Origin of the sequence: Pseudomonas alloputida, from assembly GCF_021283545.2 — a bacterium.
GTDB classification, from domain to species: domain Bacteria; phylum Pseudomonadota; class Gammaproteobacteria; order Pseudomonadales; family Pseudomonadaceae; genus Aquipseudomonas; species Aquipseudomonas alloputida.
The window spans coordinates 3,135,300-3,158,333 of record NZ_CP128540.1 but is presented as its reverse complement, the minus strand read 5'-3'; the positions used below and the strand labels follow the sequence as shown (position 1 = coordinate 3,158,333).

Below are 23,034 nucleotides of genomic sequence, written 5' to 3'. Positions count from 1 at the left end.
TACAGGATGGACCGTTTGTTTTGAAATTGCCGCAGTGAAAAGCATGAGGATATACCCAACGTGCATTTCACAGGATGAGTAACACTGATTAGATTATAAAGAATACTCCGTTAATACCTCGGAGCTATAAACAATAACAGACGAGACCGCACGCGCGGATCGCCTCGCATGCCCCAAGCGGGTATCTGGAGACGAACGTGCGTTACTTCAAACAGCTGGCCGCCACCGTGTTGGCCACCACTTTCAGCCTTGCCGCCGCCGCCCAGACCCTGGTGGTCGGTGACCAGAGTTACAACGCTCGTGCCGTGATGGAAGCCGCCGGCGTGCTAGAACAACTGCCTTACACCCTGGAGTGGAAGCAGTTCACCGCAGGCTCCCCGGTGGCCGAAGCGCTCAACGTCGGCAGTCTCGATATTGGCCTGCTGGGCGACGCGCCGCCCCTGTTCCTCGGTGCCTTGGGGGCGCCGATCAAGGTGATTGCGGTCAGCCGGCAGAACCTCGAAGGCGTGGCCATCCTGGCGCGCAAGGATTCTCCGATCCACAGCCTGCAGGACCTGCGCGGCAAACGCGCGGCCATCTGGAAAGGCTCGTGGAGCCAGCAATTGCTGTTCAGTGCCCTGGACAAGGCCGGGGTGCCGCGTGATGCCGTGGAGCTGCGTTACCTCAGTGCGCTGGATGCATCCCACGCCTTGGACGGTGGTTCGGTGGATGTGATCGCCACCTGGGAGCCTTACGTCACTCAGCAGGAGCGGCAAGGCGCCCGGGTGCTGGCCACCGCCGATGGGGTGATCCCGGCGCAGAGCTTCGTGGTCGCCAACAGCAAGGCGGTGGAACTCAAGCGAGCGCAGATCGCCGATTTCCTCCAGCGCCTGAAAAAGGCCCGTGACTGGACCTTGAGCGCCCCCGCCAATACCGAGGCCTACGCCGACGCGTGGGCCAAGCTCACCCGTGCTGATCGCGACATCGCCCGTGCCTGGTTCGCCCGTGCACGCACCGACCTCGCGCCGCTGGACCCGCAGGTGATCGCCGATGCGCAGAAAACCGTGGATTTCTTCTCCGGGCTCGGGCTGATCAAGGCATACCCGGCGCAAAGCCTGTTCGATACCTCGTTCAACGCAGCATTCGGCAATAACTAGGCCGCTGCGCAAGGACCGCGGCGGCATTCAGATATGGACCATCCAACAGGAACTCCCATGAGCAAACGACAGATCAAACTTGGCGCCCTGACCATGGGCAGTGGCGGCCCGGGCCGGCACAACCTGTGGCTCGACCCCGAACTGCCCGCCGACGCCAGCGTGAACATCGACTGGTACATCGCCATCGCCCGGCAGGCGGAAGCCGCGTTGTTCGACCTGATGTTCATCGTCGACAGCCAGTTCATCACCCCCGGCTCGCCTTCGCACTATCTCAATCGGCTGGAACCGTTGACCCTGCTCTCGGCTCTGGCGGTCAGCACCCGCCATATCGGCCTGGTGGGTACCCTTACCACTTCTTACAACGCGCCCTTCAACGTCGCCCGCCGCCTGGCTTCGCTGGACCTGATCAGCAAGGGCCGTGCAGGGTGGAACGTGGTCACCAGCGGCGATGCCGGCACTGCCGGTAACTACGGGCTCGACGAGCATTACGACTACGACACCCGTTACGCCCGTGCCGAGGAGCATGTGCAAGTCGTGCAGGGGCTGTGGCAGTCGTACGAAGACGATGCTTTCCCCCGTGATCGGGCCAGTGGCCGGTTCCTCGACCCGACCAAGCTGCATGCGCTCAACCACAAGGGTAAGCATTTCTCGGTCGTCGGCCCGCTCAACATCCAGCGCTCGCCCCAGGGGCAGCCGGTGATCTTCCAGGCGGGCGATTCCGAACAAGGCCGAGCGCTCGGGGCCGCCACGGCTGATGTGGTGTTCACCCACGCCGCCAGCATCGAGCAGGGCCAGGCCTTCTACCGCGACATCAAGCGCCGCGCCGCGCGCCTGGGTCGCGACCCGGAGCAGTTGCTGGTATTGCCCGGCGCGGAGATCTACGTGGGTGACAACGACGCCCACGCCCGTGAGATCGAGCGCCATTACCATCAGGCCGACCACAGTTTCGAACTGGCGTTGAAGGAATTCGGGCGCAACTTCGGCTGGCATGATTTCAGCCAGTACGACCTGGATGCCCCGTTCCCGCAAGAGAGCCTGGAGTTTGCACGGAGCAGCTTTTTCACGAATGCCAAGCGTATTGCCGACCAGGCGCGGGACAAGGCCTTCAGTCTGCGTCAGGCTGTTGAGTTTGGCCGTCAGTTACGGCCAGGGGCCTTCGTTGGTTCGGCCGAAACCGTGGCGGCGAAGATGGCCGAGTGGTTCGAAGCGCGGGCGCTGGATGGGTTCAATATCTACATTGGTCATCCTGGCCAGTTCCGGCGGTTTACCGAAGAAGTGGTACCGTTGCTGCAGGCACGTGGGGTGTATCGCACGGCGTATGAGGGCACGACCCTTCGGGAAAGCTTGGGGTTGGCGATACCGCGGTCTGGCCGCTAGATCGCCTGGGCCGGCCTCTTCGCGGCTAACAACCGTTCCTACAGGAATCTTCAATCACCTGTAGGAACGTCCTTCGTCGCGAAGAGGCCGGTGCAGATCAGGCGCTGCGGGTGCTGCGACCGGCTTCCTGGTCTGCTACCAGCGCCCGAATCCGCGGAATCAGCGCCTGCCCATACTCCACGGCATCACGCAACTGATCGAAGCCACGGAACAGGAACGTGCTCACGCCCAGGTCGTAGTACGCCAGCGTCGCTTCGGCGACCTGTTCGGCGGTACCGACCAGCGAGGTGGAATTACCGGCCCCGCCACCCAGTGCGGCAATCTCTGTCCACAGCCGAGTGTCGTGGACCTTGCGCTGACTGGCCAGTTGCACCAGGCGTTCGGACCCCACGTTGCTCTTGCCGAAATTCTTCTCGCGGCGGTTGCCCTGGCGGATGCCAATACGCTGCTGTGCATCGGCCAGGATGCGTTCAGCGCGGGCCCAGGCTTCCTCCTCGGTGGCCCCCAGGATCGGCCGCAGCGACAGGCTGAAGCGAATGTGCTGCTCACGCCCATGGCGAGCGGCGGCCTTGCGCACCTGGGCGATGCGTTCGCGCACCTGCTCCAGCGGCTCGCCCCACATCATGTAGACGTCGGCATGCTTGGCCGCGACTTCTACCGCCGCGTCCGAGGCGCCGGAGAAGTACACCGGCAGCTTGCCCACGGGTTTGACCAAGGTCAGGTTGTCCTCTACCCGGTAGTGGTCGCCGTGGTGGTCGAAGGGCGACGTCTGGGTCCAGGTGTTACGCAGCACATCGAGGTATTCGTCGGTACGTGCGTAGCGGGCATCTTTGTCGAGAAAGTCGCCGTCGCGCTGCAGGTCGCCGCTGTCGCCACCGGTTATCACGTTGATCGAAGCACGGCCGCGGCTGAGCTGGTCGAGGGTGGCGAATTGGCGGGCAGCGAAGGTCGGTGCCTGGAAGCCGGGGCGGTGTGCCACCAGCAGGCCGATGCGCTCGGTGAGCGCGGCCACGTAGCTGGCGAGAATCATCGAGTCTGGCGCGCTGGTATTCACCGCCAGCAGGGCCTTGTCGAAGCCGGCGTACTCCTGGGCCTGGGCGAAGGCCTTGATGAAGCCCAGGTCAACCTGCGGTCCGCGCGGCGCCTGTGATTCGCTGCTTTCATGGGGGCCGATCAGGCCAATGAATTCGAGGCTCATGCAATGGAACTCCTTTTGTGGCCGACGCCGTGGTTCATGGCGCCGAGATGGAACTGCCGTTTACTCATGGTCAATACCTCTTTTCAGATGTGCACCAAGGGTCGATCCGTGCGACACGTCAGTGCCGCACGGCACAACCGTTAAATCGCCACGGGCAACATGCTGCGTGAATGCCCTGGTATCGCGTCGATCAGCGCCCGTGTGTAGGCGCTGGCCGACTTGCTGAGCACCTGCAGCGCCGGCCCTTGCTCGACCACCTGCCCGCGCCGTAGCACCAGCACCTGGTCTGCCATGCTCGCCACCACCGCCAGGTCATGGGAGACCAGCACATAGGCCATGCCGAGCTCGCGCTGCAATTCGTCCAGCAGGGCGAGGATCTGCGCCTGCACAGACACGTCCAGTGCACTGACTGGCTCATCGAGCAGCAGCACCTCTGGCTCCAGTGCCAACGCCCGTGCAATCGCCACGCGTTGGCGCTGGCCACCTGACAATTCCCTGGGCAGGCGATCGAGGAACTGCACTGGCAATTGCACCCGTGTGATCAGCTCGCGGGCCTTGCGCTCTAGTGCCTCGCCCCGGAGCAGGCCGAAAGAGACCAGCGGCTCGACGACGCTGTCGAACACGGTGAAGCGCGGGTCGAGCGCGGCGAACGGGTTTTGCTGCACCAGCTGGATACGCCGGCGCAAGGGGCGGAACTGGCTCCAGGTGTAACCGGTGACGTCCTCGCCGGCGAACACCACCTGCCCTTGACTGGGCTTCTCCAGGCCCAGGGCGATGCGCAGGGCGGTGCTCTTGCCCGAGCCGGATTCGCCGACAATCGCCAGGGTCTGCCCGGCATGCAGTTCAAGGCTCAGGTCGTGCAGGGCAGTGTAATGCTCGTTTTTGCCGGGCAGCTCGAACCGTTTGCCGACATGGCTCAGGCGCAGCAGTGGCGTCTGGCCCCGCGGTGCGGCTGGCCTGCGCCGTGGCACGAAGGCCGGCGCGGCATCGAGCAGGGCGCGGGTGTAGGGTTGCCGGGCGCCCCAGAGGATCTGCCGGGGCGAGCCGTGTTCGACCTGCTCACCCTGCTTCATCACCAGCAGGCGGTCGGCGCGGTCACAGGCCATGCCCAGATCATGGGTGATGATCAGCAGCGAGATGCCGCGCTCGGCGACCAGCAGTTGCAGGTGATCGAGAATACGCCGCTGCACAGTCACGTCCAGCGCACTGGTGGGCTCGTCGGCGATGATCAACCGTGGCTCGCCGGCCAGGGCGATGGCAATCAGCACCCGCTGGCGCATGCCGCCGGACAGCTCATGGGGGTACTGCCGCGCACGCAGCGCCGGCTCGTCGAGGCCGACCTGGTCCAGCAGCGCCAGCACCTTGGCCTCTTGGCCTGGATAGCGTCGTCCACGCGCCAGCTGCAGCGCCTCGGCGATTTGCTGGCCGATCCGTTGGGTGGGGTTGAGGCTGACCATTGGGTCTTGCGGCACCAGGCCGATGGTGCGCCCGCGCAACTGGCGCCTGGCGCGTTCGCTGGCTTGCGCCATATCGACACCATCGACCCATAACTGGCCTTGGTCGATGCGTGCATTGCCCGGCAACAGACCAAGCAGGGCGTTGGCCAGGGTCGATTTGCCCGAGCCTGACTCGCCCACCACCGCCAGGGTCTCGCCCTGGACCAGGCTGAACGACAGCTGGCGCAGGGCCTGGCTGCGTTGCCCGGCGAAGCTGTAGCTGACGCTTAGGTCGCGGACCTCGATCAGGGGTGACTGGCTCATCGGGCATGCTCCTCGGCGCTGCGCGCCAGGTGGTTGAGGCTGAACACCACGGCCACCACGAACAGCCCCGGTAGCAGGGATAGCCAAGGGGCGGTGATGAGGAAGTGACGGCCGTTGGCGATCAGCGTGCCCCATTCCGCGGCGGGTGGCGCCGCGCCAAAGCCGAGGAAACTTAGCCCGGCCGTGGCCAGGATGGCAGCGCCGAAGTCCAGGGTGGCGAGCACCGCTACCGGGCTCCAGGCATTGGGCAGTACATGGCGCAGCAGGGTGCGTGCCCAGCTGGCACCGCACAGGCGTGCGGCTTCCACAAAGGGCAGGGTCTTGATGCGCAGCACTTCGGCTCGGGTGGTGCGGGCAAAACCGGGCAGGATGCCGACGCCCACGGCGACGGCCACCGGCACGGTGCCGAAGCCAATGGCGGTGACGATGGCCAGGGCCAACAGCAGGCCGGGCAGGGCCAGCAATACGTCGATCAGGCGCATCAGCGCGGCGTCGACGTGCCCGCCGGCAAAACCGGCCAGCACGCCCAGGCCCAAGCCGCCCAGCAAGGCGATGGCCACCGCCAGCAGGGCGGCGAGCACCGACAGGCGCGCGCCATACACCACCCGGGTGTAGAGGTCGCGGCCCAGTTCGTCGGTGCCGAACCAGTGCGCCAGGCTGGGTGGACTGAGCTTGTCGGCGGGTGCGGTGGCGTAGGGATCGAAGCTGCTGAGCCAGTGCGGGGCCAGCGCGCAAAGCAGGGCGAACAGTACGATCAGCAGCGCCAGGCTGAAACCGGGTCGGCGCAGCAGCGGGGCCAACATCTGGTATGCGCGCTGCCAACGTGTGCGACGCCTCCAGGTGGCGGCAGGGCGGGGCTCGGAGGGCGCGGTGTCGAGGGGTGACAGGGGTATGTCGAGGGTCATCTCAGTTCACCTTCGCGGTGTGGGTGATGCGCGGGTCGAGGTAGGGATAGAACAGATCGACGAGCAGGTTCACCACCACGAAGGCCGCAGCCGACGCCCCGACGATCGCCAGCACCACGGGTATGTCCTGGCGCAGCACGGCCTCCTGGGCCAGACGGCCGACGCCGTTGCGCGAGAAGATGGTTTCCACCAATACAGCCCCGGACACGGTATTGCCGACTTGCAGGCCGACCAGCGTCAATAGCGGCAGCGCCGCGTTGCGCAGGCCATGGCGTGCCTGAACCTGGGCCCGGCTAAGGCCCTTGGCGAAGGCGGTGGTGATGTACGGCTCCTGCCACACGCCCTGAAAGCCGCGCTGCAGCACCTGGGCGTACACCGCAGCGCTGGGGATCGCCAGGGTGATGGCCGGCAGCACCAGGCTGGCCAGGCCTTGGCTGCCCGTGGCCGGAAACCAGCCCAACGCGAAGGCGAACACCTGGATCAGCAGCAGGCCCATCCAGAACACCGGCACCGAGAAGCCCAGCGAGGGCAGGCGCGCCAGTGCAGTCTTCAGTGGACGCCATTGCAGGTAGGCGGTCAGACAGGCAAGGCCGACACCCGCCAACAGCGACAGGGCAATGGCGGCACCGGCCAGGGCCAGGGTCTGCGGCAGGCGCTCGGCCAACAGTGCCGTGACCGGTCGGCCCAGCGACAGCGATTGGCCAAGGTCGCCGTGCAGGGCCCGCCACAGCAGGTCGAAATACTGTTCGAACAAGCCTTTGTCCAGCCCATAGTAAGTGCGTGCTTTGGCCAGGTCCTCGGGCGACAGGCCGTCGGCTTCCATGCCGGAGGCGCTCAGCATGATCGCCAAGGTGTCGCCGGGCAGCAGGTAGAGGATGAAGTAGGTGATGGTATAAGCCCCCCACAACACCAGCAGGGCCTGGCCGACGCGGCCGATCAGGTAGCGTCTCATGGCTGGCCGACCTGGATGTCACTGAGCAGGGCGAAGCCTTCGGCGGTCCAGTGGAAGTGCTTGACCCGCGGCGCGGTGGCGGCCTGCCAGACGCGCTCGTACAGCGGGAACGCCGACGCTTCGTCGACCAGCAGGTCCTGCAGTTGGCCGTAGGCCTGGGCCCGTTGCGTGTCGGCAGTGGCGGTGATACCGCTGTCGAACAGCGCCTGAGCTTTGGCCAGGGTGTCGGGCTCGTAGGTGTTGGTGGCGAGCGTGGCGCTGTTGGCGGCGCGCGGGTCGAGGATGGTCTGCAGGATGATCGGGTCGGCGCGGGTCATGTAGGTGGAGGTGAGGTCGTAGGCGCCTGTCGAATTGCCGGTCACCCATTCGGCGCGGGTCAGTACGTTCAGTTTGAGGTCGATGCCCACTTTGCGCAGTTGGTCCTGTACCAGCACGTCACCGGCGCTTTCGGCGGGTGTGAGGTTGTAGCGCAGCGTCAGGCGCTGGCCGTTCTTGTGCCGGTAGCCGTCGTCGCCTTTGTGCCAGCCAGCGGCGTCGAGCAGTTGCTCGGCACCTTTGGGGTCGTAGGCGAGCTTGTCGGTTTGGGCTTTGAAGAACGGTGTGGTGACGTCGTATACGCCACTCACCACCGGGAACGCAGTGTTGTAGACGGTGTGCGCGTAGCTGGTGCGGTCGATGGCCTTCTGCAGCGCCAGGCGCACTTGGCGGTCACCGAGCAGGCGGTCGTTGCGGGTATTGGGGTAGAGGTTCATCGCCGGGCCTGGCAGCGAACGGCTCTGGATGGTCGCGCCCTTGGACTGAAACAGCTGCAGGTCAACTTCCGAGAACGGGTTGCGTGGCCACAGGATGTCGACCTTGCCTTGCAGGAACAGGCCGTTGCGCACACTCTCTTCGGGGATGTAGCTGATGTCCACGGCATCCAGGTACGCCGCGCCCTGGTTGCGCACATTGGCCGAGGGCCAGGCGTAATCGGCACGCTTGAGCAGGCGTGCGCCGACCTCCGGGGTGTAGTGATCGAGGGTGAATGGCCCGGTACCGATGATCTTGCCCAGCGAGCGTTGCTGCGCGCTCAACCGATACGAGGCCGGGGCGAGAATGGCCAGGTTGGTGGTGGACGTGGCCTGAAGGAAACCCGCGTTGGGTTTTGCCAGGACCAGGCGCACGGTGAAGTCGTCGATCACCTCGGCGTGGTCGTAGCCGGCCAGGTAGGTGGCACCGAAGGTGGCCGGCAACTGGCTGGCGAACGCTTTGTTGCTGTCGAAGGCAGTTTTCACGGCGTGAGCATCGAAGCGTTCGCCGTTGCTGAAGGTGACGTCCTCGCGCAGGTGGAAGGTATAGCTCAGGGCATCGGCACCGACCTCCCAGGTTTTCGCCAGCCACGGGATGATGCGACCGGTCTGCGGGTCTTGGTCAGTGAGCGACTCGACGACGTTGCGCAGCAGCACGCGGTGTTCGAGCCAGTAGACCTGAAAGGGGTCGACGCTGACCAGCGTGGTGTTGTCACCCCAGAAGGCGATGTTGAGGGTCTTGCTGGTTGAGGTGTTGTCGGCCGGCGAGCAAGCGGTGAGGCCCAGGGCCAGGGTGCCGATCGCGAGCAGTTGGTGCAGTGGGGGCATGGGATTGATCCTTCAATGAATGGGGCTCTCCTGTTCCGGCCAGTTCGCCGGAACAGGCAAAAGGTGCCTTGGAGTCAGTCCTGGTAATCGAGGCCCTCGCGATCCAACTGCCGAATCAGCGCATCCCAATGCCGTTGGATACCTTCCCCCTGGCCATCGGAAAACCGCTTGGACTGCTCATGCACCTTGACAATCGCCGCCTTTGAGGCATGTAACAGTTGGTCGTTGCCCCCGGCCTGGGCGGCGATCTGGATGTTGCAGGCCCGCTCCAGCCCGTGCAGCTCACGGAACGCGTGTTCCACGCTGACACCTCCGGTCAGCAGCCCGTGGTTGCGCAAAATAAGAATGTTGCTGTCGCCCAGATTGGCCACCAGCCGTGCTTGCTCGTCCAGGTCCAGGGCGACGCCTTCGTAGTCGTGGTAAACCACGCGGCTGTAGTAGGCCAAGGCGTGCTGGGAGATCGGCAGCAACCCGTCGCGCTGGGCGGACACAGCCGCGCCGTCGCGAGTATGGGTGTGCAGCACAGCCTTGAGATCAGGCCGTGCGCGGTGGATGGCGCTGTGAATGACGTACCCGGCCTGATTGATGCCCAGCCCCAGCGGGTCGTCGATGATCGCGCCGTCGACGTCGACCTTGACCAGGTTGGAGGCGGTAATTTCGTCGAACAGCAGGCCGAAGGCGTTTATCAGAAAATGCTCATGCGGCCCCGGCACGCGGACCGAGAAGTGCGTGTAGATGTGGTCGGTCCAGCGCAGCAGCGCAGCCAGACGGTAAGCGGCGGCCAGCTTGACCCGCACCTCCCACTCTTCGGCGCTGACCCGGTCGCGTACGTTGCAGGTGCTGGTGGTGAAGGCAGACAGTGAACTCATGGGACTCTCCGGTAATCAATAGCCGCGCGCCGTGTCGACCAGGTTGGCCAGGGGCGCCTGCTCGCGGTAGCGGTGGAAGTTGGCGATGAAGGCATCGAGAAAGGCCGGGTAACCGTCCTCGGAAATGGCCGAGGTGTGCGGTGACAGGAACACCCGTGGGTGGTGGTACAACGGGTGGCCTGCCGGCAGTGGCTCGGGTTCGGTGACATCCAGGCTGGCCCGGCCGATCAAGCCGCTGTCCAGGGCGTCGAGCAGGGCCTGTTGGTCGAGCAAGCCGCCGCGGGCAATGTTGATCAGGTGCAGGCCGGGGCGGGCATAGGCCAGGACCTGGCGGTCGATCAGGCCACGGGTGGCCGCAGTGAGCGGGGCGGCCAGCACCAGATGGTCGCTGCCGGCGAACAGCTGTCGCAGGTCGGCCACAGGTTCTACGCCAGGGATGTCTGCGATGCCCTGGCCGGGGCGGCTCAGGGCCAGAACCCGAAGCCCCAGGGCCACGGCCTTGCGCGCCAGGCTCTGGCCGATACTGCCGAAGCCGAGGATGCCCAGGGTGCGACCACGCAACGGGGCCAGCGGGGTCAGGCGCCAGTCGGCGTCCTTGACCCATAGACCGGGCAGTTGCTTGGCGGCGGCGAACACCAAAGCCAGGGCAAACTCGGCCACTTGTTCGGCGTTGGCGCCTTTGCCGCTGGTTACCGTCGCCCCCTGGAACACCCAGTCGGGGTAGAAGTCGATGCCCGAAGACACCAGTTGCACCCACTTCAGGCCCCAGGGCCACCCGGGTGGCGGGGTGCCTACGCGTCGCCCACGCACATTGATCGGGCGCAGGATTAACACATCGGCGGGGGCTTCGACAGCCAGCTGGTCGGGTGCGATATCAATGACTTCATGGCCTGGCAAGTGTTCGCGCAGGTGCTGGTTGGCCTGGTCGTCGAGCTGGCTGGCGATGATCGAGTGGTTCATGCCTGTACCTCCGTCAGCGCGGCACGGCCGACCTGGCCGAACACCACATCGTCCTGTGGGGTGTGGATCCGGCTGCAAAGTACATCGCGGTAGTGGCGCTCCAGCGGGTTGCGCCGCGAGAGCCCGGGATTGCCGGCGGCCTCGATGGCCAGTTCCACGGCCTGGATGGCGTTGGCGCTGACCAGATGCTTGAGCTGCCCGGCATGCTGGGGTGAGATGTGCCCGGCGGCGGCACCGTCGAGCAGGCTCTGGTTGGCGAACAGCAGGGTGTCGATGCGGCCCAGTACATGCTGGAAGCGTGGCAGGCTGGCCAGCGGCGCTCCCAGGTTGGAAGGTGTGCGCTGCTTGAGAAAGCCCGCCAGCCAGTCGCGCGCGGCGCGGGCCACGCCGTCGTATACGGCCGGCAGTAACACCGCCATCCACAGTAGGCTCTCGCCGTCTAGTTCGGCCTGCGGGGCACTGGCGGGGCTGACGCTGACGGCGTGGTCGAGGGGAATCAGCACATCGTCGAAGCGCACTTCGTGGCTGCAAGTGGCGCGCATGCCCAAGTGGTCCCAGTCATCGATGATCGTGATGCCAGGCGTGTCGCAGTGCACAAGGAAGCCGCCGACCAACGGGTCGTTGTCGTCGCTGCGGCCCCACACCAGGTACCAGGTCAGGCCGTGGCTGCCGGTGGAGTAGATCTTTCGCCCGCTCAAGCGCCAGCCTTCGGCCGTGCGTCGCGCCACGGTGGCGGGCAGGCCACCACGGGCCGGAGTACCCAGTTCAGGTTCGACGCGCAGTGCGTTGATCAGCGCGCCGTGCCGCACGGCATCGTAAGCCACGCGCTGGCGCAGGGGCTCGGGCCAGCGCGCTTCGTCCTGCAGGCGAAAATGCTGCAGGTATTGCATCACCAGGATCAGCGCGGTGGCCGGGTCACCTTTGCCGACCGCGCCGATCACCCGGCGGGCGCTGGCAAGGTCCGCGCCGCCTCCGCCGAAGGCACGGGGTACAGTGAGGGCGAGCAGCCCGTGGCGGTGCAGCAAGTGGAAGTTGTCCTGGGGGAACTGGGCGCTGCGGTCGTAGCGCTCGGCGTTTGCCGCGAGGGCCAGCGTCAGCTCGGCGAGAGCGCTGTCGGACGGTTGACTCATGAGGCTCATCCCTGAATGACGGTGCGTTGCCTAAGACCGTATTCGCATGGATGAAGGCTGTAAAAGGCTTTTTAGCTATATGCTAATTATGAGTTTTAATGATTTAGAGTTTTGCTTGTTATGCGTAATTTGCATTTATAGCTTGGGCTGCGTTGCAGCCCTTTCGCCACGCAAGGCGCCACAGGCCAGTGAGCTCAACCCAACAACCGATGTCCCGCGACCTCACCAAAAAGCTCCACCGGCTCCTGTAAATTACCCAGGTAGCGCGGATGGAACAGCCACAGATCCACCTGCGGCTTGAAATCGCTGATATTCAGTACATCCAGCGCACTGCGGTGGCGGCTGGTCTGTAACAGCGGCTCGGGAACCAGTCCCAGGCCCTGGCCGTTGGCGACCAGCCCCAGTTGCAACTCGGTGCCGAAGGTTTCGAGGTTGATCGACAGGCTCAGCCCTTGCTCACTCAGTGCCCGTTGCAGCCCAGCGCGGAAGCCACAGCCATCCGGGTTCAGCACCCAGCCGCGGGTGTAGCAGTCCTTGAGCTTGTAGCTGCGCTTGCCGGCGCTGCCCTTGGCCGTGACCACCCTCAGCGGCATGCGCGCGATCGACTGGCTGGCGATCCCTTCGGGGAAAATCTTGCCAGGCGGGAACAGGGCCGCGGCAGCGTCCAGCTCACCGTTTTCCATGCGCGCGATCAGGCTGCTGCCCCAGCCGCTGGTGACCTGGGTGCGCAGTTGGGGGTAGGCCTCACGGATCTGTGCCAGGGCGTCGAGCAGCACAACGTCGCCCAATGTCTGCGGCACACCCAGGCGCAAGGTGCCCGACGGCGCGCCGTCGTTGGCTACCAGTTCACGCAGCGAGTCTATCTCGCGCAGGATCGCCTTGCACTGCTCATAGACCCGCAAGCCCATGGGGGTGGGCTTGAGCGGCTTGGTGTTGCGGTCGAGGAGGGTGGCGCCGAGGTCTTCCTCGAAATTCTGCACCCGGCGGGTAATGGCCGGCTGCGTCAGTTGCAGGGCCTCGGCGGCAAGGTTGGTGGACTGGCAACGAATGACGGCGACGAAGGCGTCCATATCATCGATTTTCATAATCGGCGCTCTCTGGGTCGAACGGGAAAAAATCAGGCATCAGCATCATCGCACTGGAGGGTAGTGCCATCGGGACGATTCTAGAAGATAAAAACGCATATTAGGTTATTCCTAAAATCAATTTAATTTATTTAAAAGATCTCGCTAGAGTCGCTTGAGCCGGGCCGCACGATGCTGCCCGCCAAGACACCGAGGAACATCATGTCCATCCGAACGAAGCTGCTGACCGTTGCCGTTGCCCTGCTGCTGGCCGGTCATGCCAGCGCCAGCGAGCGCCTGACCCTGCGCATCGGCGACCAGAAGGGTAACATGCGCGCCCAGCTGGAGGCCGCCGACGCCCTGCGCGACCTGCCCTACGACATCCGCTGGGCCGAGTTCCCTGCCGCCGCGCCGCTGGCCGAGGCGCTCAACGCTGGGGCGATCGATGCCGGCATCATCGGCGATGCGCCACTGCTGTTCGTGCTGGCCTCCGGAGCACCGGTCAAGGCCATCGCAGTGGACAAGTCCGACCCTTATGGCACGGCGTTGCTGGTGCGGCCGGAGGCGCCGCTGCGCAGTGCGGCCGAACTCAAGGGCAAGCGCATCGCGACCGGGCGAGGGTCGATCGGGCACCACCTGGCGCTCAAGGCGCTGGCCCAGGCAGGGCTGACCGAGAAGGATGTGGAGTTCCGTTTCCTTGGGCCGGTGGACGCCAAGATCGCCCTGGCCAACGGCTCGGTGGATGCCTGGTCGACCTGGGAGCCTTACACAGCGCTGGCCGAGTTGAGTGGGCAAGGCCGTGTGTTGGTCAACGGTCGTGGCCTGTCCACCGGCAACAGTTTCCTTGCCGCCACCGACAAGGCGTTGGAGGAGCCTGGGCGTCGTGCAGCGCTGCAGGACTATCTCAACCGCCTGGCCGCAGCGCAGGTGTGGGCCAACCAACACCTGGATACCTACTCGAAAACCTTGGCCGCGATCATTGGCTTCCCGGTAGAGGCGGCCCGCCTGCAATTCGAGCGTCGGCAGCTGCGCTGGCAGGTGATCGACACGCAAACCGTGACCGAGCAGCAGGACACCGCCGACTTCTACCACACCCACGGCCTGATGACCGAGCGCCTTGATGTGGCCCCGACCTTTGCCACCGGCTTCACCCTTCCCGCCGCCGCCAAGCTTGCAGCGCAACCCTGACCTCGGAGACGTATTCATGACCTTTAAACCCCTGCGCCAGCTGGGCCTGGCGCTGCTCGCCAGCGCCTTGCTGCCAAGCCTTGCCAGCGCCGAGCAGACCCTGCGCATCGGCTACCAGAAATCCTCGACCCTGCTGACCCTGCTGAAGGCCAGGGGCACTCTCGAACAGCGCCTGCAGGCCGAGGGCATTCGCGTGACCTGGCACGAGTTCCCCAGCGGCCTGCCGCTGCTGGAGGCCCTGAACCTTGGCAATGTCGACCTCTCGGCGGACGTTGCCGACACCGTGCCGGTGTTCACTCAGGCGGCAGGCGCCAAGTTGACCTATTTCGCCCGGGAAGCACCTTCGCCGACCGCCCAGGCGATCCTGGTGCCGGCGGACTCACCGCTCAAGACCCTGGCCGACCTCAAAGGCAAGCGTGTGGCGGTGACCAAAGCCGCTGGCAGCCACTATCTGTTGATCCAGGCCCTGGCCAAGGCTGGGCTGACCTTCAAGGACATCACGCCGGCTTACCTGATCCCCGCCGACGGCCGCGCTGCCTTCGAGAACCACAAGGTCGATGCCTGGGTGACCTGGGACCCTTACGTGGCCAGCGCCCAGCGTCAGCAGAACGCACGGATCCTGGTCGACGGCAGCGAACTGGCCAGTTACCAGCGCTATTACCTCGCCGGCAGCGATTATGCCAAGGCGCATCCTGAGGTATTGCAGCAGGTGTACCTGGCATTGCGTGAAGCCGGTGCCTGGACCAAGGCCAACCCCGAGGCCGCTGCCCGCATCCTTGGCCCGCTGTGGGGTAATCTGGACAGCGCCACGGTGCAGCAGGCCAACGCCCGGCGCAGTTACGATGTGCAGCCGGTGAAGCTGGACAACCTGGCCGAGCAGCAACGGATTGCCGACGCGTTCTATCGCGAGGGGTTGCTACCCAAGGCGGTGGATACCAGCGCGGTGGACGTGTATCAGCCGCCTAGCAACTAATATCTGGGTGCTCACATGCGATAAGCGGTTTTCTGATCTGCATCAAATGCCGATGCGGGTGTGCGCGGATTATCGACTGCATCGCACCCCAGCGGCCTTTCTGAAGCGCAATGGGGTGTTCCGCCTGGCCTGTTCGAAACGCCCATGCAGGAAGTGAGCGGCCCGAGGGCGCTGCCCCCCTTGCAGATGAGCAGCGTTGCCTCGCGCAGTTCGACCTGTTGCCCGAGGAGGGGCATGCAGTCACGGCTTGAAGCAACCAACGGCCCCCATCGGAAACCGCAGTGACAGGCGCCCGTAGCGGCGCGGGAGATGTTCATGTCCCATGACCTTGCGTTGCCAACCTTGTTTGCCGACCGTACCCAGGCAGGACGATGCCTGATCGAGCCACTGGCCCGCTACGCTGGCAGGCCCGACGTGATCGTGCTCGCACTGCCGCGTGGTGGCGTTCCGGTGGCCTACGAAGTCGCGACCGCCCTCAACGTCCGCCTGGACCTGCTGGTGGTGCGTAAGCTCGGCATGCCGTTTCACCCCGAGTTCGCCATGGGGGCGATAGCCAGCGGCGGAGTCACTTTCCTCAATGACGACACGCTACGGGCCTATCCGGTAGAACCCGCGTTGTTCGACGCCGTGGTTGCCAGGGAAACCGAGGAGCTGGCCCGGCGCGAACGGGGCTACCGGGGAGGGCGGCCACCCCTGCAACTCAAGGATCAGGTGGTGATTCTCATCGATGACGGCCTGGCGACCGGCGCCACGATGCGGGCGGCTATCCAGGCCGTGCGAGCCCAATCACCGGCGCGGATCGTGGTCGCCGTCCCGGTCGCACCGCCAGAAACGCTCGAAGCGCTGTACGGTGAAGTGGATGAGCTGGTGTGCCCGCTGGTGCCTGAGCGGATGGTTTCGGTTGGCTATTGGTATCAGGACTTCCCGCAGACATCAGACGAGGAAGTGATGACGCTCATGGGGCAGGCCGATCAGCAAGCGCTTTGCCGGAGGGCGCCCCATGACTGAGCACAGGGTTGAAGTTCGCACACAGACGATGAAGCTGGCAGGCGTCGAACTCGTGGCGGGCGTCTGAGCGCCCGCAATCAATACGTAGCAGACGCTCTCGCGGCACGTGGCCTAAGGTCACTACTCTTCGACCTGCTGAGCTCAATCGTCAGGTGGACCGCTCGAAGAGCCTGGCACCTTGGCGAAGGCCGCGGCGCTCGCCGGTGACTGGTTCGTGAAGTACCTGCAGCGCATATCCGTCTGATGGGGCTTGGCCGAGGCTCATACACCAAATGGATAGGTTTCGTCCTCTGGCTCAAGATGCTGTTGTTTCGGCAAGGGCAGGGCAGTCACCGGCCGGGTCTGCTCGAACCAGAGCAGCGCATCGAACTGCTCGGCCAGCACCGCCTCGAAGTAATGGCTCAGCCGTTCACTCTCTGGGCGATAGATGACGCCGATGGCGCGTTCGAGTAGCACCGTGGACAACACATGGCGCAGCTCCTTGCGCTGTGGGTCGCGCCAGTCGCTCAGGCAGGCTGGCACGCCTGCGAGGCGGAACTGATGCTCCCAGCTGTCGCTGCGCGAAGGTCGGATTTCCTTGATCTGCATGTCGCCGTCCCAGTCATCGGCGGCGGCCACCTGGCCGCGGTCGGTGGCCATGCCGATCAACACCGCGTCGTGCCCGAAAGCGCTGCGGCAAAGCTGGCCGATGTTGAACTGGCCTTTCCAGCCCATTTCCGTGGCTGCGGCATTGCCGATATGGGAGTTGTGAGCCCAGACCACCGCCTTGGCGTGGGGGCCACGGTGTTCCAGCAGCGCGCGCAAGGTATCGAACATGTGCCGGTCGCGCAGGTTCCAGGACGCCGTCGAACCTCGGTAAATGGCGCGGTAGTACTGCTCTGCGGCGATGATTACACGGGCATTCTGCGTGGCGTTGAAAAAAGCTTCATCATTGCGGACAAGCCCTGACAATTGCTCGGCGAGCATGGCATTCAGTTGCTGGATCACCGGTTGCTCGCATGGCATGACGCCACTGTGCTCGACAAAGTGCCCGTACAGCGCGGGGTCGTCCTGCCAAGGCGTCAGGCAACCGTAGCGGCGACGGGCTTCATGGGCCAGATGCGGGTCGACCCGGTCCAGATACGCCAGGACTTCATGGATGGAATTGCGCAGGCTGTACACATCCAGGCCGCGGAATTCCACGCGGTGGTCGGTGGGCAGCAGGCGGTTGTGCCCGTGCAGCCATTGGGCGAAGGCTTTGACTTCGCTATTGCGCCACATCCAGGTTGGAAAACGGCTGAAAATATGGCGTTTCCACGCCGAGTGCGCCAAGCCTCGGACGTACTGATCGACATGCCCGGCATCCGGCCAGTCGGCCTCGACGGCGACGATGTTGAAGCCATGCTGTTCGATCAGGCGCCGGGTGATCGCCACTCGGGCGCGATAGAACTCGCTGCTGCCGTGGCTTGCCTCGCCCAGCAGGATGACGCGCGCGTCAGCGTAGCGGTCGAACAGCGCTGCGAATGCCGGCGTATCCAGGTTCGGCAAAGGTTCGGCGTACTGGTAAAGCACCGGGGCTATATCAGCAGTGTCGACCTGATACTGCTTGCCGTAGAGTTTTTCCATCAATTTCTTCGAAGGGCCGTTCATGGGGAGCCTCCCGTAATCGGGCCGCCGCGCATTGACCCGTCAGTGCGACGGCCCAGGGTTCAGATCAGGGAGAGCCGGTGGATGACCTGGCTGGGATCATCCGGGTCAGCGGCGGTGGTGAATCCTGCCGCCTTGGCCAGCTCGCGCATCGCTTGGTTGGCCGCTGCGTCGACCGAATACATCTGCCGCAAGCCCTTGGCGCGGGCATGGTCGATCAGGTGCTTGAGCAGCAGGCGACCCAAGCCATGATGCTGCCAGCTATCCATGACGGTAACGGCACATTCGCACTCGTCCTTGCCGCTGGCGGTGGCGTAGCGGGAAATGCCCACTTCCTGCAATTCGCCATCCACGTGGGCGAGGGCGACGTAGGCCGCCTGGCGATCCTGGTCGACCTTCATCAGTTGGTCGAGCATGGCCTCACCGGGCTCCCTGAGCTGGCACAGGAAGCGGAAATGCCGCGATTCGGGCGACAGCCGTTCGATGAAGGCTTTTTCGCGTTCTCGGTCCTGGGCTTGCAAGGGCCTGATCAACACGTGAACGCCGTTTTCGAGGGCTTCGATCCAGTGTTCACCGGAAGGCTTGGGAAACGAAGGCGTTGTATGTACTCGGGAAGTTTCGGCGGGTGCCATGGCAATGTCCTCTGTGTCGAATGAACAAGGAAGTTCAGTTTCGGCAGCGGACCTTGCCCTGACTTGACAGTTGTCAAATGCTTCCCACATGACCTGTCGAGCCGATAGAAAAATGCGGGTATAGCCGGATCGTATCGATCTTCTTCGGACACAATTACAAGCAAGCTACTGATTTTCATGATCTATCACTTTTTGGCGGATAGCGCCCAGGCAAACGATCAGGCTTTAACGAAGCGTTCGACGCTTGAGCACGCGCGCGCGGGCAAGGGGCGGTTTGATCTTCATCAGGTCGCCTCGCGTGGCATCCAACCCTTGGTCGGACAGCCCGCGAACGTTTTGTGGGGCCGCTAACTTGAATAGATGCCTGCCTGAAAAAAGCGGAGGCATCGTCATGTCAGGCTCTGCAGAAATGGGGGCAAGGCCCCATGTGAAGTGCCTTGCGTGCTCGTTGAGCCGGCTATGCCTGCCCGCCAGCCTCAGCGCCGACGAAGTGGACAAACTGGAGCGAATTGTCCGCCGTAACCGGCCATTGAAGCGGGGTGAGTACCTGTTCAAGGCCAATGAACCCATGGAGCACGTGTTTGCCTTGCGCTCTGGGGCGATCAAGAATTTTCTGCTCGATGCCGAGGGCACCGAGCGGGTGACCGGCTTCCTCCTGCCGGGTGAAATGCTCGGGCTGGACGCTATTGGTGCCAGTCATTACCGAAGCTTTGCCGTTGCCCTGGAACTCTCGCTGGTCTGCTCCATCAGGCTGGATCAGCTGGTGGACCTGTCCGGCCAGATTCCGGGGTTGCGTTATCAGTTGCTGCACATGCTCAGCCTGGGGATCCAGGGCAAGGACGAGCACCTGCGCTGCTGCCATGGGCGTGCCGAGCAGCGGCTGGCGATCTTCCTGCTGGGCATGTCGGCGCGTTACCAGGCGCGGGGGTTGCGGGCGGATGTGTTCAACCTGCCCATGTCCCGTGGTGATATCGCCAACTACCTGGACCTTACGCTGGAAACGGTCAGCCGACTGTTCAGCCGCTTCGTCCATGCAGGTCTCGTGCTGTGCGCCGGGCGTGAGGTCAGGCTCATCGACATGCAAGGCCTGGTCAACCTGACCCGCCTGGAGGAGCCCACTTGAGCGCGGCAAGCACCCGGTCATAGCGTTGCACAGGCCAGCTTTCGGCGGAGTGCCCCCCCCAGATCGGACGTGCCACATGATCCGTGCGTATCCAGATGCGCTGGGGTGCTACGCCTGTTTGCCAGCACAGCTGGGCTACCTGGCGCGCCACCTGTGACGGTGCGCAGCAGTACACCGTGTCCGGGTGAAAGGTGATCAGCAAGCGCCTGGTTTGCCACCAGCCACTGCTGCTGTCACGCGGCAGTAGCGACAGCCAGGTTCGACAATCGTCTGGCAGCAGTTCAGCTGCAATGCCGTCATGTGACAGCTGCAATTGTATCCAGGGCAGCCAACAGCGAATCTCATCCAGCGCACCCAGCAAGGGCAGCAGGCCATCGGCGCGACTGATGGCCAGCAACCTTGTACTTTGCATGGGCAACGGCCAAGCGCTGCCAAGCGGCCCGGAATAGTCGAACAGTTCCCCCGCCCGTCCCAAGGGCTGCGCACTCTGGGTGCTGACGATAAATTGCCCGGCCACGCCAGGCAGGGTCACGTAACTGCATGGCCAGCACTCGGTTCGACCGCTGAGCACACAGTACTGGCCAGCCATTGCCTCGCTGCATGACGGGCTGCAAAGGGCCAGGCGCACGAATTGCTGGATGCCCAGGCCGGGCAATGTCTGGAGCAAGCGGACGCTGGCACCCTCCCGGTCCATGACTGCCTCGCACGGTAATGATGACTTGCTGTAATCAGCCTAGACCGTGGCCAACCCGGCACTTTGACCAGGATCAAACCAGCGGGCGGCAGGGACTTCACCTTGTTGATAAAGATCAAATGGGGTGCTGCCCCTCGGCGCATGATCGAGGCGTCTCCCTGGGAGGCATTACTCATTCACTCATTCGAGGAGGGCGCCATGTCAGACGTTGCCAAGAAAGTGCCTGTTACCCCCGTCGCCAGCCAGCCAACCGAAGGTTCGCCACCCAGCGTCGAACCTTCAGAGCTGTGGCGGCCCTTCCAGCAATTGCGCCGCCAGATCGACAGCCTGTTCGAGGATTTTGGACGGCGGCCGATGCGCATGCCGTTCAGCCACACACCGTTCGATGTCGAACCGTTCTGGCGGCGTGACCTGTTCACCCACGGCATGCCGGCCATGGACATCAGCGAGCTGGCCGAGGAATACCGCATCAGCGCCGAGTTGCCTGGCGTGGATGCCAAGGATATCGAGATCAAGCTCGTCAATGGCAACCTGTTGATCCGGGGCGAGAAAAAGGAGGAAGTGGACGAAAAACGCAAGGAATATCACCTGTCCGAGCGCCATTACGGCAGCTTCGAACGGGTTTTCCAGCTGCCCCGTGGGGTCGACGCCGAGAAAATCGACGCCCAGTTCGACAAGGGCGTGCTGCTGGTGCACCTGCCCAAGCGTGCCGAAGCCATCCATCCGGAAAAGGTGATTCCGATCAAGAGCGGTAAATGATCACCCACCCTCACTGCATCGAGGAGCAAGGAGGCTCCGCCCGTGGAGGTAGAACATGATGTCCATTGGCAAATACTGCAACCGGGACGTGGTCACCGCACCACCCGGTATCTCCATCTATGCCGCGGCGCGCATGATGAATCAGTACCATGTCGGCGATCTTGTGCTGGCCGAACATGTCGACGGCGAGCGTTGTCGGCCCATCGGCCTGATCACCGATCGCGACCTGGCGTTGCGGATCATTGCGCGCAACCCACCGGATCAGGAGGACCTGCAGGCGGTCGATGTACTGCCCCGGCCTCTGATCACCGCGAACCAGAACGAGGACCTGTTCGATGTCTTCCTCAATATGCGGCGCGCCAATATCCGTCGGCACATCGCTCGCACAGGCAAGCACCACCTCGGGCATCTCGTCATCATGGCAGGCCCAGCCCCAGCGCCCGATACCTGATTGGCAATGCAGGCTCCAGACGTGCGTGTGAGGGTGGTGAATGTCGTTGACCTCATGGTACTGCAACAGTCGCAACAGCATCCCCGATTGATAAAGGTCAACCCCGGTGAAAAGGCCGCTCGCGGTTGACAAATGTCAGGCTGCAGCGCACGCCGCCAGCGATACTCAGCGTGTCCTGGCATGCAAGAGGGTACGGACATGCGACGTTATGTGCTTTGCGGGTGGGCAAGCCTGTTGCTGGTTACCGCGTCAGGCTGCACGGCGTGGCGCGCCGAGGAATACGATGCGCGCCTGGAGTCGGCGGAGAACAACGCCGCCACCGCAAGGTTGCGCGCCGATCAAGTGTGTTACCGCATCGATCTGGTCGAGCAGACCGCCAACGAGGCCCTAAGGCGGGCAACCCAGGCTCAGGACGAGGTGCGGCAACTGCGCCAACAGGCCAGACATTGAGCCACGCTGCAGGCGTTCGCACGCTTGATAAAAACCAAGCGCCAAGGGCGGCATGAACTGGATGCTGGCAGCAGCAGTCAATCACTGCCCGCCGAAAGCCCCCTCTCGATGCAACCCGAGCGACCTGAGTGATCAGGCCGGCCCACCGTTGGAGGTAATCATGAGCCACTATCAACGCCTGTTGCTGATCATGCGCCCAATGCTGCACCAGGCGGTCGCCCTGGAGCAGGCCGGTGCACTGGCCCGATCAGCATCGGCCAGCTTGCACATTGTCGCCTTGCTCGAAGCACTGGACAAACTCTGGCTACTGGAGTCCGGTAAGCACCAAACGGAGCGGGAGGCTTACCGGCACACTCAGCAGCAACAGCTGGAAACCCAGGCGAACGCGCTGCGTGCCTCCGGCGTGCAGGTGACGACCGAGGTGGCGTGGAGCAATGACCTGCAGGATGACATCCTGGAACACGTCATGGAGATGCGACCGGACCTACTGCTCAAGCAGGTCGAGCATGAGCCCGCGCTCAAGCGCGCCTTCTTCACCCCGCTTGACTGGAAACTGTTGCGCCACTGCCCGGTCCCGGTCTACCTGCTCGGGGCCAACCGGCCGACGTTGCCGCGCCAGGTCGTGGCGGCGGTGGACGTGGCCGACACCTCGGAAGAGGGGCAAGCCCGAAATGACAGCATCGTCCAGCAGGCCAGTGCCTTGGCCTTGCAGACAGGGGCGCAACTGGACCTGCTGCACGCCTGCGATCTGTCGATGGCCTACATGGGCGACATGGGCTATGCCGCCTGGGCCATCGGTGACATTGCCGAGCCCATGCGCCAAGCGCTGGAGGATGATTTCAGGAAACTGGCCGAACGCTTCGGCGCACCGCCGGAACGCTGCCACTTCGTGCTCGGCCGCCCGGTCCCGGTGCTCAGCGAATACGTTGAATCACAGCCGGTGGACGCACTGGTCATGGGGCGACCAATTGCACGGGGGCTGGACCGTCTGTTCGGCAGTACCACCGAGCATGTGTTGTACCAGGTGCCTTGCAATATTCTGGTGGTGTAGGGCTGTGCGGCTGACGACTGCAAGAACGACGAACGGGTGGCGACGGGTAGTCAGTGGCTCAGCACCACCCGGTGCAAGGTAGCGCCTGGAGGCCTTGATTCTCAATCCTGAC

22 protein-coding genes and 2 pseudogenes are annotated in these 23,034 nt (G+C 64.0%); 11 read left to right on the top strand and 13 right to left on the bottom strand.

Translation table 11 applies throughout. From position 1 onward, the window contains the following. Positions 1-197 precede the first annotated feature (197 nt). Together LU682_RS14430 and LU682_RS14425 are read left to right on the top strand one after the other, a co-directional pair. On the top strand, positions 198-1,136 hold the full coding sequence (locus tag LU682_RS14430) for an ABC transporter substrate-binding protein (protein ID WP_010954101.1): 939 nt from the start codon (positions 198-200) through the stop codon (positions 1,134-1,136). A gap of 57 nt (positions 1,137-1,193) precedes the next feature. Continuing rightward, positions 1,194-2,513 (top strand): LLM class flavin-dependent oxidoreductase, encoded by a 1,320-nt coding sequence (locus tag LU682_RS14425; protein WP_010954102.1) that lies wholly within the window; start codon positions 1,194-1,196, stop codon positions 2,511-2,513. A 97-nt stretch (positions 2,514-2,610) separates the two neighbouring features. Here the strand turns inward: LU682_RS14425 and LU682_RS14420 are convergent, their stop codons facing one another. The 9 genes from LU682_RS14420 to LU682_RS14380 form a co-directional block, all read right to left on the bottom strand. After that, a complete protein-coding gene (locus tag LU682_RS14420) occupies positions 2,611-3,711 on the bottom strand; it encodes an LLM class flavin-dependent oxidoreductase (protein WP_010954103.1) in 1,101 nt (366 codons plus the stop codon). A 140-nt stretch (positions 3,712-3,851) separates the two neighbouring features. Further along, positions 3,852-5,471, bottom strand: coding sequence for a dipeptide ABC transporter ATP-binding protein (locus LU682_RS14415; RefSeq protein WP_010954104.1), 1,620 nt, complete (start codon positions 5,469-5,471; stop codon positions 3,852-3,854). Beyond that, entirely contained in the window at positions 5,468-6,376 is a 909-nt protein-coding gene (locus LU682_RS14410; RefSeq protein WP_010954105.1) for an ABC transporter permease, read from the bottom strand. The genes LU682_RS14415 and LU682_RS14410 overlap by 4 nt, the downstream gene beginning before the upstream one ends. Before the next feature lies 1 nt (position 6,377). Next, positions 6,378-7,328, bottom strand: a complete 951-nt coding sequence (locus tag LU682_RS14405; protein WP_010954106.1) for an ABC transporter permease — start codon at positions 7,326-7,328, stop codon at positions 6,378-6,380. Next, on the bottom strand, positions 7,325-8,944 hold the full coding sequence (locus LU682_RS14400; protein WP_010954107.1) for an ABC transporter substrate-binding protein: 1,620 nt from the start codon (positions 8,942-8,944) through the stop codon (positions 7,325-7,327). The genes LU682_RS14405 and LU682_RS14400 overlap by 4 nt, the downstream gene beginning before the upstream one ends. 74 nt (positions 8,945-9,018) lie before the next feature. After that, positions 9,019-9,813, bottom strand: a complete 795-nt coding sequence (locus tag LU682_RS14395; protein ID WP_010954108.1) for a class II aldolase/adducin family protein — start codon at positions 9,811-9,813, stop codon at positions 9,019-9,021. A gap of 15 nt (positions 9,814-9,828) precedes the next feature. After that, positions 9,829-10,773 carry a D-isomer specific 2-hydroxyacid dehydrogenase family protein gene (locus LU682_RS14390; protein ID WP_010954109.1) on the bottom strand — a complete coding sequence of 315 codons (945 nt, stop codon included), beginning with the start codon at positions 10,771-10,773 and terminating at the stop codon, positions 9,829-9,831. After that, positions 10,770-11,903, bottom strand: a complete 1,134-nt coding sequence (locus LU682_RS14385) for an acyl-CoA dehydrogenase family protein (RefSeq protein ID WP_049587900.1) — start codon at positions 11,901-11,903, stop codon at positions 10,770-10,772. The genes LU682_RS14390 and LU682_RS14385 overlap by 4 nt, the downstream gene beginning before the upstream one ends. A gap of 194 nt (positions 11,904-12,097) precedes the next feature. Beyond that, positions 12,098-12,988, bottom strand: a complete 891-nt coding sequence (locus tag LU682_RS14380; protein WP_010954111.1) for a LysR family transcriptional regulator — start codon at positions 12,986-12,988, stop codon at positions 12,098-12,100. Positions 12,989-13,189: 201 nt separating this feature from the next. On the opposite strand from LU682_RS14380, the gene LU682_RS14375 reads away from it, so the two are divergent. From LU682_RS14375 to LU682_RS14365, 3 genes are all read left to right on the top strand, one after another. Continuing rightward, entirely contained in the window at positions 13,190-14,155 is a 966-nt protein-coding gene (locus LU682_RS14375) for an ABC transporter substrate-binding protein (protein WP_010954112.1), read from the top strand. 16 nt (positions 14,156-14,171) lie between these two features. Further along, positions 14,172-15,128 carry an aliphatic sulfonate ABC transporter substrate-binding protein gene (locus tag LU682_RS14370; protein ID WP_010954113.1) on the top strand — a complete coding sequence of 319 codons (957 nt, stop codon included), beginning with the start codon at positions 14,172-14,174 and terminating at the stop codon, positions 15,126-15,128. A gap of 315 nt (positions 15,129-15,443) precedes the next feature. Then, complete coding sequence (locus LU682_RS14365; protein ID WP_010954114.1) at positions 15,444-16,136, top strand: phosphoribosyltransferase; 693 nt, start codon at positions 15,444-15,446, stop codon at positions 16,134-16,136. A gap of 261 nt (positions 16,137-16,397) precedes the next feature. On the opposite strand, the gene LU682_RS14360 is transcribed toward LU682_RS14365, so the two are convergent. Beyond that, the gene (locus tag LU682_RS14360; protein ID WP_010954115.1) at positions 16,398-17,765 is read right to left on the bottom strand and encodes an erythromycin esterase family protein; all 1,368 of its coding nucleotides are present in this window, start codon (positions 17,763-17,765) and stop codon (positions 16,398-16,400) included. A gap of 59 nt (positions 17,766-17,824) precedes the next feature. Next, a complete protein-coding gene (locus LU682_RS14355; protein ID WP_010954116.1) occupies positions 17,825-18,394 on the bottom strand; it encodes a GNAT family N-acetyltransferase in 570 nt (189 codons plus the stop codon). A 391-nt stretch (positions 18,395-18,785) separates the two neighbouring features. On the opposite strand from LU682_RS14355, the gene fnrB reads away from it, so the two are divergent. Next, positions 18,786-19,517: a Crp/Fnr family transcriptional regulator FnrB gene (gene fnrB / locus LU682_RS14350; protein WP_010954117.1), complete on the top strand. Its 732-nt coding sequence runs from the start codon at positions 18,786-18,788 to the stop codon at positions 19,515-19,517. On the opposite strand, the gene LU682_RS14345 is transcribed toward fnrB, so the two are convergent. Then, on the bottom strand, positions 19,486-20,211 hold the full coding sequence (locus LU682_RS14345) for a hypothetical protein (RefSeq protein ID WP_060494848.1): 726 nt from the start codon (positions 20,209-20,211) through the stop codon (positions 19,486-19,488). The two genes, fnrB and LU682_RS14345, sit on opposite strands and share 32 nt — an antisense overlap. A gap of 198 nt (positions 20,212-20,409) precedes the next feature. Here LU682_RS14345 and LU682_RS14340 point away from each other — a divergent pair, with 198 nt between their 5' ends. Both LU682_RS14340 and LU682_RS30000 read left to right on the top strand, forming a co-directional pair. Then, on the top strand, positions 20,410-20,970 hold the full coding sequence (locus tag LU682_RS14340) for an Hsp20/alpha crystallin family protein (RefSeq protein WP_049587895.1): 561 nt from the start codon (positions 20,410-20,412) through the stop codon (positions 20,968-20,970). A gap of 55 nt (positions 20,971-21,025) precedes the next feature. Next, positions 21,026-21,148 (top strand): annotated as a pseudogene (locus LU682_RS30000) (CBS domain-containing protein); the annotation flags it as partial. A gap of 189 nt (positions 21,149-21,337) precedes the next feature. On the opposite strand, the pseudogene LU682_RS29995 reads toward LU682_RS30000, so the two are convergent. Then, a pseudogene (locus tag LU682_RS29995) lies at positions 21,338-21,436 on the bottom strand (phosphoketolase family protein); the annotation flags it as partial. On the opposite strand from LU682_RS29995, the gene LU682_RS29825 reads away from it, so the two are divergent. From LU682_RS29825 to LU682_RS14325, 3 genes are all read left to right on the top strand, one after another. Then, entirely contained in the window at positions 21,428-21,550 is a 123-nt protein-coding gene (locus LU682_RS29825; RefSeq protein ID WP_079732527.1) for a phosphoketolase family protein, read from the top strand. The pseudogene LU682_RS29995 and the gene LU682_RS29825 overlap by 9 nt on opposite strands. Positions 21,551-21,619: 69 nt before the next feature. After that, entirely contained in the window at positions 21,620-21,871 is a 252-nt protein-coding gene (locus tag LU682_RS14330) for a hypothetical protein (RefSeq protein ID WP_010954120.1), read from the top strand. A 160-nt stretch (positions 21,872-22,031) separates the two neighbouring features. After that, positions 22,032-22,922 carry a universal stress protein gene (locus LU682_RS14325; protein ID WP_010954121.1) on the top strand — a complete coding sequence of 297 codons (891 nt, stop codon included), beginning with the start codon at positions 22,032-22,034 and terminating at the stop codon, positions 22,920-22,922. The last annotated feature ends 112 nt before the right edge of the window (positions 22,923-23,034 follow it).

What these genes read in the sequence shown, in the direction of transcription:
- LU682_RS14425 (WP_010954102.1), top strand. Translation starts at nt 1,194, where the DNA reads ATGAGCAAACGACAGATCAAACTTGGCGCCCTGACCATGGGCAGTGGC.
- LU682_RS14420 (WP_010954103.1), bottom strand. Translation starts at nt 3,711, where the DNA reads ATGAGCCTCGAATTCATTGGCCTGATCGGCCCCCATGAAAGCAGCGAA.
- LU682_RS14415 (WP_010954104.1), bottom strand. Translation starts at nt 5,471, where the DNA reads ATGAGCCAGTCACCCCTGATCGAGGTCCGCGACCTAAGCGTCAGCTAC.
- LU682_RS14410 (WP_010954105.1), bottom strand. Translation starts at nt 6,376, where the DNA reads ATGACCCTCGACATACCCCTGTCACCCCTCGACACCGCGCCCTCCGAG.
- LU682_RS14405 (WP_010954106.1), bottom strand. Translation starts at nt 7,328, where the DNA reads ATGAGACGCTACCTGATCGGCCGCGTCGGCCAGGCCCTGCTGGTGTTG.
- LU682_RS14400 (WP_010954107.1), bottom strand. Translation starts at nt 8,944, where the DNA reads ATGCCCCCACTGCACCAACTGCTCGCGATCGGCACCCTGGCCCTGGGC.
- LU682_RS14395 (WP_010954108.1), bottom strand. Translation starts at nt 9,813, where the DNA reads ATGAGTTCACTGTCTGCCTTCACCACCAGCACCTGCAACGTACGCGAC.
- LU682_RS14390 (WP_010954109.1), bottom strand. Translation starts at nt 10,773, where the DNA reads ATGAACCACTCGATCATCGCCAGCCAGCTCGACGACCAGGCCAACCAG.
- LU682_RS14385 (WP_049587900.1), bottom strand. Translation starts at nt 11,903, where the DNA reads ATGAGTCAACCGTCCGACAGCGCTCTCGCCGAGCTGACGCTGGCCCTC.
- LU682_RS14380 (WP_010954111.1), bottom strand. Translation starts at nt 12,988, where the DNA reads ATGAAAATCGATGATATGGACGCCTTCGTCGCCGTCATTCGTTGCCAG.
- LU682_RS14375 (WP_010954112.1), top strand. Translation starts at nt 13,190, where the DNA reads ATGTCCATCCGAACGAAGCTGCTGACCGTTGCCGTTGCCCTGCTGCTG.
- LU682_RS14370 (WP_010954113.1), top strand. Translation starts at nt 14,172, where the DNA reads ATGACCTTTAAACCCCTGCGCCAGCTGGGCCTGGCGCTGCTCGCCAGC.
- LU682_RS14365 (WP_010954114.1), top strand. Translation starts at nt 15,444, where the DNA reads ATGTCCCATGACCTTGCGTTGCCAACCTTGTTTGCCGACCGTACCCAG.
- LU682_RS14360 (WP_010954115.1), bottom strand. Translation starts at nt 17,765, where the DNA reads ATGAACGGCCCTTCGAAGAAATTGATGGAAAAACTCTACGGCAAGCAG.
- LU682_RS14355 (WP_010954116.1), bottom strand. Translation starts at nt 18,394, where the DNA reads ATGGCACCCGCCGAAACTTCCCGAGTACATACAACGCCTTCGTTTCCC.
- fnrB (WP_010954117.1), top strand. Translation starts at nt 18,786, where the DNA reads ATGTCAGGCTCTGCAGAAATGGGGGCAAGGCCCCATGTGAAGTGCCTT.
- LU682_RS14345 (WP_060494848.1), bottom strand. Translation starts at nt 20,211, where the DNA reads ATGGACCGGGAGGGTGCCAGCGTCCGCTTGCTCCAGACATTGCCCGGC.
- LU682_RS14340 (WP_049587895.1), top strand. Translation starts at nt 20,410, where the DNA reads ATGTCAGACGTTGCCAAGAAAGTGCCTGTTACCCCCGTCGCCAGCCAG.
- LU682_RS29825 (WP_079732527.1), top strand. Translation starts at nt 21,428, where the DNA reads ATGCAGGCTCCAGACGTGCGTGTGAGGGTGGTGAATGTCGTTGACCTC.
- LU682_RS14330 (WP_010954120.1), top strand. Translation starts at nt 21,620, where the DNA reads ATGCGACGTTATGTGCTTTGCGGGTGGGCAAGCCTGTTGCTGGTTACC.
- LU682_RS14325 (WP_010954121.1), top strand. Translation starts at nt 22,032, where the DNA reads ATGAGCCACTATCAACGCCTGTTGCTGATCATGCGCCCAATGCTGCAC.